The following is a 12,279-nucleotide window of genomic DNA, read 5'->3' as shown; positions in this document are numbered from 1 at the left end:
TCGCCTTTCAAAGCGTCGTTACGCGCCGACCATGGTCGGCGTGACCACCTGATTGAGATCGCCCGCGCGGGTTGGCGCGATGCCGGCCTCGAATTCAGGGCGGAAGTATTTGATCGCGCTGCCCAACGGCTCCACGGCACCCGGTGCGTGAGCACAGAAGGTCTTGCCTGGGCCGAGGAAACCCACCAGACCCAGCAGGGTCTCGATGTCGCCGGCCTGGCCTTCGCCGTTTTCAAGGGCCCGCAGCAGCTTGACGCTCCACGGCAGGCCATCGCGGCAAGGGGTGCAGAAACCGCACGACTCACGGGAGAAGAACTCTTCCATGTTGCGCAGCAGCGACACCATGTTGACGCTGTCGTCCACCGCCATGGCCAGGCCGGTACCCATGCGGGTGCCGACCTTGGCGATGCCGCCGGCGTACATTTGGGCGTCCAGGTGTTCGGGCAACAGGAAACCGGTACCGGCGCCGCCAGGCTGCCAGCACTTGAGCGTGTAGCCGTCGCGCATGCCGCCGGCGTAGTCTTCGAACAGTTCGCGGCCGGTGACGCCGAACGGCAGTTCCCACAGGCCAGGGTTCTTGACCTTGCCGGAGAAGCCCATGAGCTTGGTGCCCATGTCTTCGCTGCCGTCGCGGGCCAGGGATTTGTACCAGTCCACGCCGTCGGCGATGATCGCCGGCACGTTGCACAGGGTCTCGACGTTGTTCACGCAGGTCGGCTTGCCCCACACGCCGACGGCGGCAGGGAAGGGCGGCTTGGAACGTGGGTTGGCGCGGCGGCCTTCCAGGGAGTTGATCAGCGCGGTTTCTTCACCGCAGATATAGCGTCCGGCACCGGTGTGGACGAACAGCTCGAAATCGAAGCCCGAGCCCAGGATGTTCTTGCCCAAGAGGCCTGCGGCCTTGGCTTCTTCCACGGCACGGTTCAGGTGCTTGGCGGCGGTGGTGTACTCGCCACGCAGGAAGATATAGCCACGGTAGGTTTTCAGCGCGCGGGCGCTGATCAGCATGCCTTCGATCAGCAGATGGGGCAGTTGCTCCATCAGCATGCGGTCCTTCCAGGTGTTGGGCTCCATTTCATCCGCGTTGCACAGCAGGTAGCGGATGTTGATGGATTCGTCCTTGGGCATCAGGCCCCACTTCACACCCGTGGGAAAGCCCGCGCCGCCGCGGCCCTTGAGGCCGGAGTCTTTCACGGTCTGGACGATGTCGTCGCCGGCCATGTCGGCGAACGCCTTGCGCGCGGCGGCATAACCGTTCTTGGCCTGGTACTCGTCCAGCCATACGGCTTCGCCGTCGTCACGCAGGCGCCAGGTCAGGGGATGGGTTTCGGCCGAACGCTGGATGCGGTTGGCGGGCCCGAAGGAAGTCAGGGTCATACGTAGCCCTCCAGCAGTTTGGCGACGCCGTCAGGCTGGACGTCACCGAAGGTGTCGTCGTCGATCATCAGCGCTGGCGCCTTGTCGCAGTTACCCAGGCAGCACACCGGCAGCAGGGTGAAGCGACCGTCGGCAGTGGTCTGGCCCAGGCCGATGCCCAGCTTGCTCTGGAGCTCGCCGACCACCGATTCGTGGCCGCCGATGTAGCAGACCATGCTGTCGCAGACACGAATGATGTGACGGCCCACTGGCTGGCGGAAAATCTGGCTGTAGAAGGTGGCCACGCCTTCGACGTCGCTGGCCGGGATGCCGAGGATCTCGCCGATGGCGTAGAGCGCGCCGTCAGGCACCCAGCCACGTTCCTTCTGGACGATCTTCAGGGCTTCGATCGACGCCGCGCGCGGGTCTTCGTAGTGATGCAGCTCGTGCTCGATGGCCGAGCGCTCGGTTTCGCTCAGGGCGAAACGGTCTGTCTGGATAAGCGTGCTATTCATGCTTAGCGGTCCACGTCGGCCATAACGAAATCGATACTACCCAGGTACGCGATCAAGTCCGCGACCATGCTGCCTTTGATCACTGATGGGATCTGCTGCAGGTGCGGGTAGCTTGGGGTGCGAATCCGGGTGCGGTAGCTCATGGTGCCGCCGTCGCTCGTCAGGTAATAACTGTTGATGCCCTTGGTCGCTTCGATCATCTGGAAGGACTCGTTGGCCGGCATGACCGGGCCCCACGAAACCTGCAGGAAGTGCGTGATCAGGGTCTCGATATGTTGCAGCGTGCGCTCTTTGGGCGGCGGCGTGGTCAGCGGGTGATCCGCCTTGTACGGGCCTTCCGGCATGTTGCGCATGCATTGGTCGATGATCTTGATGCTCTGGCGCATTTCCTCGACGCGAACCATGCAGCGGTCGTAGGCATCGCCATTGGCCGCCAGCGGGACTTCGAATTCGAAGTTTTCGTAGCCGGAGTAAGGGCGCGCCTTGCGCAGGTCGAAGTCGCAACCGGTGGAACGCAGGCCGGCACCGGTGACGCCCCATTCCAGGGCCTCTTTGGTGTTGTAGGCGGCGACCCCGACGGTACGACCCTTGAGGATGCTGTTCTGCAGGGCGGCCTTGGTGTATTCGTCCAGGCGCTTGGGCATCCACTCGACGAAGTCCTTGACCAGTTTTTCCCAGCCGCGCGGCAGGTCGTGGGCAACGCCACCGATGCGGTACCAGGCCGGGTGCAGGCGGAAACCGGTGATGGCTTCGATCACCGTGTAGGCCTTCTGGCGGTCGGTGAAGGTGAAGAACACCGGGGTCATGGCGCCGACGTCCTGGATGTAGGTACCCAGGAACAGCAGGTGGCTGGTGATGCGGAAGAACTCGGCCATCATGATGCGGATGACGTCGACCTTCTCCGGCACCTTGATGCCGGCCAGTTTCTCGACCGAAAGCACGTACGGCAGGTTGTTCATCACGCCGCCGAGGTAGTCGATGCGGTCGGTGTACGGGATGAAGCTGTGCCAGGACTGGCGCTCGGCCATTTTCTCGGCGCCACGGTGGTGGTAGCCGATGTCAGGCACGCAGTCGACGATCTCTTCGCCGTCCAACTGCAGGATGATGCGGAACGCACCGTGGGCCGAAGGGTGGTTCGGGCCGAGGTTGAGGAACATGTAGTCCTCGTTGGCGCCCGAACGTTTCATGCCCCAGTCTTCAGGCTTGAAGCGCGCGGCTTCCTCCTCGAGCTGTTGCTTGGCCAGGGACAGGCTGAACGGGTCGAACTCGGTGGCACGGGCCGGGAAGTCCTTGCGCAGCGGGTGACCTTCCCAGGTCGGTGGCATCATGATGCGCGACAGGTGCGGGTGGCCGGGGAAGTCGATCCCGTACATGTCCCACACTTCACGCTCGTACCAGTTGGCGTTCGGCCAGATGCCGGTCACGGTCGGCACGCTAAGGTCGCTCTCGGACAAGGCGACCTTGATCATTACGTCACTATTACGCTCGATCGACATCAAGTGATAGAACACGGTGAAGTCGACGCCGTCGGGCAGCCCTTGACGCTTGGTGCGCAGGCGCTCGTCCACGCCGTGCAGGTCATAGAGCATGACGTACGGCTTGGGCAGGTTGCGCAGGAAAGTCAGGACTTCGACGAGTTTGGCGCGGGCAACCCAAAGCACCGGCATGCCGGTGCGGGTCGGCTGGGCGGTGAACGCCTCGGGGCCAAAACGGTTGTTCAGTTCGACGACCACATCCTGGTCGTCTGCCTTGTAAGGCGGGATGTACAGAGCACTGCCTGTAGTCATGGTTATTTATCGCTTTCGGTCAACGTAAAGAATGAACCCAGGTTCTCGTTTCTTATGCAGAGCAGAGCTGGATCAGACTTCGTCGGGGCTGCGCAGGTTGGTGACTGCGATACGCTGTTCGCGGCGCTGTTCCTTTTGCGATGGCATGTCGGCGCGATAGACGCCTTGATCGCCAACGACCCAGGACAGTGGGCGACGCTCCTGGCCAATCGACTCCTGCAACAGCATCAGGCCTTGCAGGAAAGCTTCAGGGCGAGGCGGGCAGCCGGGCACGTAGACGTCCACGGGCAGGAACTTGTCCACCCCTTGAACGACGGAGTAGATGTCGTACATGCCACCGGAGTTGGCGCACGAACCCATGGAGATAACCCACTTGGGCTCGAGCATTTGCTCGTAGAGACGCTGGATGATCGGCGCCATCTTGATGAAGCAGGTACCGGCGATAACCATGAAATCCGCCTGACGCGGCGATGCCCGGATCACCTCGGCGCCAAAGCGCGCGATGTCGTGGGGCGCCGTGAAGGCGGTGGTCATTTCCACGTAGCAGCACGAAAGGCCGAAGTTGTACGGCCACAGGGAGTTCTTGCGACCCCAGTTGACCGTGCTGTTCAGCACGTCTTCGAGCTTGCCCATGAAGATGTTTTTGTGGACTTGATCTTCTAACGGATCGGCGACGGTTTCCCGTTCGCCAATCGGATACTGCTCGTTAGGAGCATCGGGGTCGATCCTGGTGAGATTGTATTGCATTGCCAAAGCCTCATTGTTTCAGCTTCGCTTGCCGCTTGCGCCGAGCTTCCGGAGCCCAATCAAGCGCCCCCACTCGGTAAAGGTAGACAAGACCTGCCAACAGAATTGCTATGAAAACGAGAGCTTCGACGAATCCGGTCCAGCCGCTTTCGCGGACGGACACAGACCATGCAAAGAGAAAGAGGGCTTCGATATCGAAGATCACGAACAGCATCGCGACCAGATAGAATTTGGCTGAGAGCCGCAAGCGGGCGCCACCGGTAGGTAGCATGCCGGACTCGAACGGTTCGTTTTTGCTGCGGCCCCAGGCTTTTGACCCGAGCAGGCTCGATACCCCGAGCATGAAGGCACACAGGCCGACAACACCCAGAAGGAAAATGGCAAAGCCCCAGTTGTGGGCCATGAGTCCTGTCGCTTCGGGCATGCTGGAAATCCTTAACAGAGAGCAAAGGTCTCTGAGCTTGAAAAGAAATAACGCAGTGACGATATGTCGCAGCAATCAATCGCGGTGATTTTATGGCTAAACACCGGGCAAGTAAAATTCCTATAGCGAAATTATTTATTGGAATAAGGACATAGCACGCCTCCATGACCCCGCGGCCCAGGCCGGGCGGGCGTTGACCGTCTGTTCAGCAATAATATTTTGTGAGGAATGTAACAATGATAATGGCTTCCAAATGATAATTATTATTATCTGTGGCGACCTTTCTACCGCGCACTTAGTGTTGTGACTGAGAGACTGTCTTACATCGCCGCTACTGCAATTGTCAGCGCCGAACGTTTTACTCCTTTTCGGACTGCCCAATACTGCGTTCGATCAATTTTTCTACCCGTGCGCCGACGTTTTGTGGGGGGGGGTGGTGAAGGCTGGATCTGCGTGGGGGACTGCTCCTGTGGGAGCCAAGCTTGCCCGCGATGTCGGCAACGCGGTCCCGAGGCAGACGGCGTCATTGTCCATCGCGGGCATGCCTGGCTCCCACAGATGCAGGCTTGCTCTTACAGCGTAGGTTGCTTCAAAAAAAACGGGTGAAAAAACCCGGTCTTCAGATCGCTGTCGAGCAGTTGAGCCAGCGCAGGCACCGTGGGCATGGGGTCTGCGTGTTGGAGCGGCACCGCTTTGGTGCTTTAGGCTCGTTCTCTGCCGATTTTTGCTCGCTAGCCTCCCGCCAATCTATACATCGTCAACTCCCTTGAAGAAATGATATCAAATGGCTATCTTTGTGCTTTATTCATCTAATCATCTATACCAATATTTGATTAGGCTAACGCCCCTTCTTAGATAGCCACGTCAGTTTTCATTGTTCGCGGCTGATTACCTTAAGGAATGTCATGAACTCTCGGATCGCGAATATGAGCGTTATGCTCAAGCTGGCTTTGGGCTTTGCCGTTGTGCTGCTTCTGACCGCTATCCTCGCCGCGACCGGCTGGTTCAGCCTGGGAAAGATGATCGAGCGTACTGATCGCATGACGAGCATTACCGAACTCGGCGACCGTCTTGATCACCTACGCAGGGCTCGCTTGCAATACCAGTTGGACAGGGGAGATGAACAAAAGGGTGCACTGATCCAGGCGTCGCTGGAGCAGTTTGTCGCCCAGCAAAAAAGCCTCGCCAGCGAGTTGAGAAAACCTGAAAACCAGAAAAAGCTTGCGCTGATCGAGCAGGCCAGCTCGCAGTATCAAGTGGCACTGAATACGATGCGCGAGGCTTATCGCAACGACGCAGCCATGCGCAAGGAGATGGGCGTCAATGCGGTCAAAGGCGCCGCGCTGATTGCCAAGGTCATCAATGATGTAGAGGCAATGCCCGCCTCGGATGAGCGTCGCTTTGACCTTTATAGGGTCATCCTCAAGGCCAAGGAGGACTTGGCGCTGGTGCGTTATGAAGTGCGCGGCTATACCGGCAACCCCAACAGCGCCACCGAACAAGCCGCCGCCCGCCAGCTCGAAAATGCGCTCAAGAGCATCGAGGCCCTCAACAGCGCTTTCGGCCCGACCTATGCTGACACCATCAAGCAGCTGCAAACCGCGGTGATTGCTTATCGCCGTTCGGTGCAGGACTTCACTGCCAGCAATCAGGCCATTGGCAAGGCCGTGCAGGACACTGTCGATTTGGGTGGAACCATCACTCGCCTGTCTGACGAAATGTATGCCAGCCAACTGGTCTCCCGGGACGAAGACAGCGCCCAGGCTCGCATCCTGCAGCTGAGTTGTACTGCCCTGGCGATGTTGTTGGGGGTTTTTGCCGCCTTGATCATCACTCGCCAGATTACACGGCCGTTGCAGGACACATTGGCTGTGGTCGATCGCATTGCAGCGGGCGACCTTACGCAACACCTGATCGTGACCCGTCGTGATGAGCTGGGTGCTTTGCAGCAGGGCATTCAGCGCATGGGTCTCACCTTGCGCGATCTGATCGGTGGCATCCGCGATGGCGTCACCCAAATCGCCAGTGCCGCCGAAGAGCTATCGGCTGTCACCGAGCAGACCAGTGCCGGGGTCAATAGCCAGAAGACCGAGACCGACCAGGTGGCAACTGCCATGCACGAAATGTCGGTCACCGTGCATGAAGTTGCGCGTAATGCTGAACAGGCTCGTGCAGCCGCATCAGAGGCCGATGCGCAAGCCCGTATGGGTGACCAAGTGGTCGCGCAAGCCATCGTTCAGATTGAGCGCTTGGCCGGCGAAGTCGGGCGCTCAGTCGAAGCCATGAACGAGCTGGAACAAGAAAGCGGGCGCATCGGCAAAATCATGGACGTGATCAGGGCGGTGGCTGAGCAGACCAACTTGCTGGCCCTTAACGCCGCCATCGAGGCCGCTCGCGCGGGTGATGCCGGGCGCGGTTTTGCCGTGGTCGCCGATGAAGTACGTGGGTTGGCCCAGCGCACCCAGCATTCCACCGAAGAGATTGAAAGCCTGGTAGCGGGCTTGCAGAACGGCACGCGCCAGGTATCGAGTATCATGCGAAACAGCCGCGAACTGACCGACAGCAGCGTGGAATTGGCAGGCCAGGCCGGCACCTCCCTGAGCAACATCACCCAGGCGGTTTCTGGCATTCAGGCCATGAACCAACAGATTGCCGCCGCCGCGGTGCAACAAAGCTCGGTGGCCGAGGAAATCAGCCGCAGTATCCTGAGCGTGCGCGATGTATCCGAACAGACCGCCTCAGCCAGCGAGGAAACCGCAGCCTCCAGCATCGAACTGGCGCGCCTGGGTAACCAGTTGCAGCAGTTGGTCAGTCACTTCAAGGTGTGAAAAACGAAGCGGTGAAAACCGGCAAAAAAAAGCCCCGAACCAGTCGGGGCGTCAGATCATCGGCTTTGCGGTTAGCTTTTACTCGGTCCGCAAGGGCCGTTTATGGCGTGTATCAGTGGAACTGTTCTTCTTCGGTGGAACCGGTCAGTGCGGTCACCGACGAAGTGCCACCCTGGATCACGGTGGTCATGTCGTCGAAGTAGCCGGTGCCCACTTCCTGCTGGTGAGCCACGAAGGTGTAGCCCTTGGCGGCGTCGGCGAACTCTTGCTCTTGCAGCTTCACGTAGGCGGTCATGTCGTTGCGGGCGTAGTCGTGCGCCAGGTTGAACATGCTGTGCCACATGTTGTGAATGCCGGCCAGGGTGATGAACTGGTGCTTGTAACCCATGGCGGACAATTCACGCTGGAACTTGGCGATGGTCGCGTCGTCCAGGTTTTTCTTCCAGTTGAAGGAAGGCGAGCAGTTGTACGACAGGATCTGGTCCGGGTATTCCTTCTTGATCGCTTCGGCAAAGCGACGAGCCTCGTCCAGGTCCGGCTTGGCGGTTTCGCACCAGATCAGGTCGGCGTATGGCGCATAGGCCAGGCCGCGGGCGATGGCTTGGTCGAGACCGGCGCGCACCTTGTAGAAGCCTTCCTGGGTGCGGGTACCGGTCACGAACGGCTGGTCGTACGGGTCGCAGTCGGAGGTCAGCAGGTCAGCGGCGTTGGCGTCGGTACGGGCCAGGATGATGGTCGGTACACCGGCAACGTCGGCCGCGAGGCGGGCAGCGGTCAGCTTCTGCACGGCTTCCTGGGTTGGGACCAGTACCTTGCCGCCCATGTGGCCGCATTTCTTCACCGAAGCCAATTGGTCTTCGAAGTGAACGCCGGCGGCGCCTGCCTCGATCATGCTCTTCATCAGCTCGTAGGCGTTCAGGACGCCGCCGAAACCGGCTTCAGCGTCAGCCACGATCGGCGCGAAGTAGTCGATGTAGCCTTCGTCGCCCGGGTTCTTGCCGGCTTTCCACTGGATCTGGTCGGCACGACGGAACGAGTTGTTGATGCGCTTGACCACGGTTGGAACCGAATCCACCGGGTACAGCGACTGATCGGGGTACATCGACTCGGCGGAGTTGTTGTCCGCGGCCACTTGCCAGCCCGACAGGTAGATCGCCTGGATGCCGGCCTTGACTTGCTGCACAGCCTGGCCGCCGGTCAGGGCGCCCATGCAGTTGACGAAATCTTTCTCGGGACGGAAGGCTGGCTTGGCGCCCTGGGTGACCAGGTTCCAGAGCTTGTCGGCGCCCATTTTCGCAAGGGTGTGCTCAGGTTGAACCGAGCCACGCAGACGGACGACGTCAGCAGCGGAATAATTGCGCTTCACGCCTTTCCAGCGCGGGTTTTCAGCCCAATCTTTTTCAAGGGCTGCAATTTGCTGTTCGCGTGTCAGTGCCATGGAGATAAACCTCGTCGCATAGGTCTTGGTGGAAAATTCCTGCTCCTGCCGACCAGGGGGCTGGCGTACAAGTCGGTTCAGGCGGGGCGGCGACGGGATGAACGATGGGCTCGAGGGGAAAGTGAGCAGGTAGGGGCGAACTGCGGGCGCATTCGGGCGTCGTGGGCCTTTAATACGAACTCAGAGTGATGCCGGGTTACCTAGTTACGCTTCCGTCCCTCGGGACAACTTCGTTCCAGTCGCAACCTCGTCAAACACACCTTGTGGGCGGTACAGACACGAATCGGCTCGCAGGGTAATTGCAAGCGTCGACCCGAAGGCCCTTTCCAGGGCCCCTGATTAGCGGGAGCGAGGCCATCATGCCTTTGGTTTTTTGGCTCGTCAAACGTTTTGTAGTGCTTTTTTTATGGCACTACATCTTTGGTCTAATACGACTCATCAGTCAGTTTTTGGTGCTTCAGTTCAGGGTATCGACCTTGACCCGCAGAATCATGTCGTCGCGACCCTGGGTCGAGTAGCTGCGGGTCAGCCCCTGTTTATCGGCCTGAGTCTGGCGATTGACGCCGGCCAGGGTGATCCATTCGCCCAGGCGGCCGCTGACGGTTGTGTCGGTACTCTGAACGTTCACTACATCGGGACGTTCCTGGCTCATGCGGTCACGGTTGGTACTGATGCTGAGATGAACGGTCTCGCCGGTGACGCTCGCCGTGACATAAAAACCTTGGGTGACGTTGCGGTATTCGGTCTGGCTTTGCAGGCGGCCATAATTGTCGGTCTGGCTGCTGGTGAAGGGCACGCTCTGGCCGACCTGGATCAGCGCCGGCTGGCCTTCGCTGGCTTGCACCTGCTGCACGCCGCCGTCACGGCTGGCGGTGCTGCGGTTGATGATGCGGGTCTGGCTGGGCGCGGCGCCGTTGATGGAGTAGCCCTGGTCGCCCTGCAGGTTGTTTTCGTTGGTGTCGACCGTGATCAGCAGGCGCTTGGGCGCGGTGTCCAATTGGGCCAGGAACTGCCGGAGTTCTTCGATCTTGCCGGGCTCGGCGTTGACGATCAGTTGGTTGCCGTAGGCGCTGACCTGGCCGTCCTTGCCGATGAAGTTCTGTGCCACCGGCAGCAGGTCGGCGCTGGTGCGGTAGTTCAGCGGCACGATTTGCGTATCGGCCATCACCGACAGGCTGCAGCCGAGCAGCAGGGTGGCGAGCAGGGTGCGTAAGGACATGTCCATTTCTCCGCGAGACAAAGGCTTGATATTGCCAGTTTGTCGGCCTGGGGTGGTGCAAGTTGAATGTTAGACGGCAAAACGCCCCGGCATCGGTGGATGGCGGGGCGTTTTTGGGGTGTTGCAGGATGCTTTTGTGGCGAGGGGATTTTATCCCCGCTGGGTCGCACCCTGTAGGCGCTGACGAGTGCAACGAGGCTGCGATCTTTCCATTGCCAATTGAGTTTGAAGCAAGAGAGCAAAATCAAAAGATCGCAGGCTTCGCCAGCTCCTACACCTGGCGGGAGCGAGCTCCCGTGCCACAGGGCTCAGAGCGAATGCCGCACCATGTCCACATGAGGAATCCCGGCTTCCAGGAACTCCTCACTGACCACCGCAAACCCCAGCCGCTCATAGAACGGCGTGGCGTGCACCTGGGCGCTGAGCATCTGTTGCTGGAGCCCGCGTTTCTCGGCTTCGGCGATCACGGCGTGCATCAGCGCATCGCCCACCTTCAGGCCACGCCAGTCCTTGAGGACCGAGACACGGCCGATATGGCCGTCGGTCAACAGGCGGGCGGTGCCGATGGGAAAGTCGCCTTCAAACGCCAAAAAATGCACCGCGCTCTGGTCATCGGCATCCCATTCCAGCTCAGGTGGAACGGACTGCTCGGCAATGAACACGGTCTCACGAATGCGCCGGATCTCGGCGTTATCCTTTTGCCAGTCTGCGACACGAACGTGAATTTTATTCATCGGCGAACCCCAGGCTGCCTTGCTTGACCAGCTCGCAGACCAGGCCGCGACCGTCTTCGTCGGCCAACCACGGACCGAGGTTCTCGATGTGCAGGGCGTCGGCGGCGCAGATCATTTTCAGCAGCTCGCGCAGCTTGCCCGGCAGGTAGCGGCTCTGGCCGCTGGCGAACAGCAGCAGGTCGTCATCGACTTCCGACCAGGCCAGGCGCGCGCTCGGGTTGCGAATGATCACGGCGCCTTGTTCCAGGCTGGCCAGCAGGTCGTCTTCTTCCAGTTCCGGGCCCACCACCAGTTCCGGGTAGCGCGGCTCGGTCATGAACTGGCCGAACCAGGTCAACAGCAGGCGCTCGTCGCTCATGTGCTCGGCCAGCAAGCCCTTGAGGCGGTCGAGGGCGTCCTGCTGGATCTGGTGCGGGTCGGCGACAGGGCGTGCGTCGGCGTCGGTGTAGCGTTCTTCGTCTGGCAGGAACTGGCTGAGGAAGTCGGTGAAGTGGGTCAGCACCTCAGCGGCGCTCGGCGCACGGAAGCCCACCGAGTAGGTCATGCAGTCGTCCACAGCCACGCCGCAGTGCGCCAGGCGCGGCGGCAGGTAGAGCATGTCGCCCGGTTCCAGGGTCCACTCGTCGGTGGCTTCGAATTCGGCGAGGATGCGCAGGTCGGCGTGCTGCAGCAGCGGGCTTTCGGAGTCGCACATCTGGCCGATTTTCCAGTTGCGCTGGCCGTGGCCCTGCAGCAGGAATACGTCATAGTTATCGAAATGCGGACCTACGCTGCCACCCGGGGCGGCGAAGCTGATCATCACATCGTCGATGCGCCAGCTCGGCAGGAAGCGGAAGTGCTCCAGCAGCTCGCTGACTTCCGGTACGAACTGATCGACCGCCTGAACCAGCAGGGTCCACTCGCGCTCCGGCAGCTTGCTGAATTCGTCTTCGGCGAACGGGCCGCGACGCAATTCCCAGGGGCGCTCGCCGTGCTCGATCACCAGGCGCGATTCGACTTCTTCTTCCAAGGCCAGGCCGGCCAGTTCGTCGGCATCGATCGGGCTTTGGAAGTCAGGAATCGCCTGACGGATCAGCAGGGGTTTTTTCTGCCAGTAGTCGCGCAGGAACTCCCGTGCCGTGATGCCGCCCAGGAGTTGCAGAGGAATATCAGGATTCATGTGTAACCTATTGAAAAAATATACTTTTCAGACGCGAATAAAAACGCCCGGCGCGGCCGGGCGTCTCAAAGG

General features: G+C 60.4%; 10 protein-coding genes and 1 pseudogene. 2 read left to right on the top strand and 9 right to left on the bottom strand.

Annotation, left to right across the window (positions count from 1 at the left end):
- Positions 1 to 18 precede the first annotated feature (18 nt).
- The 5 genes from nuoF to AC09SL_RS14285 all read right to left on the bottom strand — a co-directional run bounded on the left by nuoF (position 19) and on the right by AC09SL_RS14285 (position 4,829).
- A complete protein-coding gene (gene nuoF, locus AC09SL_RS14305; protein ID WP_058546150.1) occupies positions 19 to 1,377 on the bottom strand; it encodes an NADH-quinone oxidoreductase subunit NuoF in 1,359 nt (452 codons plus the stop codon).
- Positions 1,374 to 1,871: an NADH-quinone oxidoreductase subunit NuoE gene (nuoE, locus tag AC09SL_RS14300; RefSeq protein WP_053123206.1), complete on the bottom strand. Its 498-nt coding sequence runs from the start codon at positions 1,869 to 1,871 to the stop codon at positions 1,374 to 1,376. The genes nuoF and nuoE overlap by 4 nt, the downstream gene beginning before the upstream one ends.
- Positions 1,872 to 1,873: 2 nt before the next feature.
- The gene (nuoC, locus tag AC09SL_RS14295) at positions 1,874 to 3,658 is read right to left on the bottom strand and encodes an NADH-quinone oxidoreductase subunit C/D (RefSeq protein WP_058546151.1); all 1,785 of its coding nucleotides are present in this window, start codon (positions 3,656 to 3,658) and stop codon (positions 1,874 to 1,876) included.
- 72 nt (positions 3,659 to 3,730) lie between these two features.
- On the bottom strand, positions 3,731 to 4,405 hold the full coding sequence (locus tag AC09SL_RS14290; protein WP_013693708.1) for a NuoB/complex I 20 kDa subunit family protein: 675 nt from the start codon (positions 4,403 to 4,405) through the stop codon (positions 3,731 to 3,733).
- Positions 4,406 to 4,415: 10 nt separating this feature from the next.
- On the bottom strand, positions 4,416 to 4,829 hold the full coding sequence (locus AC09SL_RS14285; RefSeq protein WP_030141323.1) for an NADH-quinone oxidoreductase subunit A: 414 nt from the start codon (positions 4,827 to 4,829) through the stop codon (positions 4,416 to 4,418).
- 905 nt (positions 4,830 to 5,734) lie between these two features.
- On the opposite strand from AC09SL_RS14285, the pseudogene AC09SL_RS14280 reads away from it, so the two are divergent.
- Both AC09SL_RS14280 and AC09SL_RS14275 read left to right on the top strand, forming a co-directional pair.
- Positions 5,735 to 6,751, top strand: a pseudogene (locus tag AC09SL_RS14280) (methyl-accepting chemotaxis protein); the annotation flags it as partial.
- A gap of 42 nt (positions 6,752 to 6,793) precedes the next feature.
- Positions 6,794 to 7,657: a methyl-accepting chemotaxis protein gene (locus tag AC09SL_RS14275; protein WP_413468869.1), complete on the top strand. Its 864-nt coding sequence runs from the start codon at positions 6,794 to 6,796 to the stop codon at positions 7,655 to 7,657.
- 112 nt (positions 7,658 to 7,769) lie between these two features.
- On the opposite strand, the gene aceA is transcribed toward AC09SL_RS14275, so the two are convergent.
- The 4 genes from aceA to AC09SL_RS14255 all read right to left on the bottom strand — a co-directional run bounded on the left by aceA (position 7,770) and on the right by AC09SL_RS14255 (position 12,207).
- Positions 7,770 to 9,095 (bottom strand): isocitrate lyase, encoded by a 1,326-nt coding sequence (gene aceA / locus AC09SL_RS14270; protein WP_003203364.1) that lies wholly within the window; start codon positions 9,093 to 9,095, stop codon positions 7,770 to 7,772.
- 457 nt (positions 9,096 to 9,552) lie between these two features.
- On the bottom strand, positions 9,553 to 10,314 hold the full coding sequence (locus tag AC09SL_RS14265; RefSeq protein WP_058546153.1) for a secretin N-terminal domain-containing protein: 762 nt from the start codon (positions 10,312 to 10,314) through the stop codon (positions 9,553 to 9,555).
- Positions 10,315 to 10,622: 308 nt separating this feature from the next.
- A complete protein-coding gene (locus tag AC09SL_RS14260) occupies positions 10,623 to 11,048 on the bottom strand; it encodes a GNAT family N-acetyltransferase (RefSeq protein WP_058546154.1) in 426 nt (141 codons plus the stop codon).
- Entirely contained in the window at positions 11,041 to 12,207 is a 1,167-nt protein-coding gene (locus AC09SL_RS14255; protein ID WP_058546155.1) for a ribosomal protein uL16 3-hydroxylase, read from the bottom strand. Before AC09SL_RS14255 ends, AC09SL_RS14260 begins: the two co-directional genes overlap by 8 nt.
- Positions 12,208 to 12,279 lie beyond the last annotated feature (72 nt).

The organism is Pseudomonas sp. PF05 (genome assembly GCF_056521845.1).
This window is presented reverse-complemented; position numbering and strand designations above follow the sequence as displayed.

What these genes read in the sequence shown, in the direction of transcription:
- nuoE (WP_053123206.1), bottom strand. Translation starts at nt 1,871, where the DNA reads ATGAATAGCACGCTTATCCAGACAGACCGTTTCGCCCTGAGCGAAACC.
- aceA (WP_003203364.1), bottom strand. Translation starts at nt 9,095, where the DNA reads ATGGCACTGACACGCGAACAGCAAATTGCAGCCCTTGAAAAAGATTGG.
- AC09SL_RS14255 (WP_058546155.1), bottom strand. Translation starts at nt 12,207, where the DNA reads ATGAATCCTGATATTCCTCTGCAACTCCTGGGCGGCATCACGGCACGG.
- AC09SL_RS14290 (WP_013693708.1), bottom strand. Translation starts at nt 4,405, where the DNA reads ATGCAATACAATCTCACCAGGATCGACCCCGATGCTCCTAACGAGCAG.
- AC09SL_RS14275 (WP_413468869.1), top strand. Translation starts at nt 6,794, where the DNA reads ATGGGTCTCACCTTGCGCGATCTGATCGGTGGCATCCGCGATGGCGTC.
- AC09SL_RS14285 (WP_030141323.1), bottom strand. Translation starts at nt 4,829, where the DNA reads ATGCCCGAAGCGACAGGACTCATGGCCCACAACTGGGGCTTTGCCATT.
- nuoF (WP_058546150.1), bottom strand. Translation starts at nt 1,377, where the DNA reads ATGACCCTGACTTCCTTCGGGCCCGCCAACCGCATCCAGCGTTCGGCC.
- AC09SL_RS14265 (WP_058546153.1), bottom strand. Translation starts at nt 10,314, where the DNA reads ATGTCCTTACGCACCCTGCTCGCCACCCTGCTGCTCGGCTGCAGCCTG.
- nuoC (WP_058546151.1), bottom strand. Translation starts at nt 3,658, where the DNA reads ATGACTACAGGCAGTGCTCTGTACATCCCGCCTTACAAGGCAGACGAC.
- AC09SL_RS14260 (WP_058546154.1), bottom strand. Translation starts at nt 11,048, where the DNA reads ATGAATAAAATTCACGTTCGTGTCGCAGACTGGCAAAAGGATAACGCC.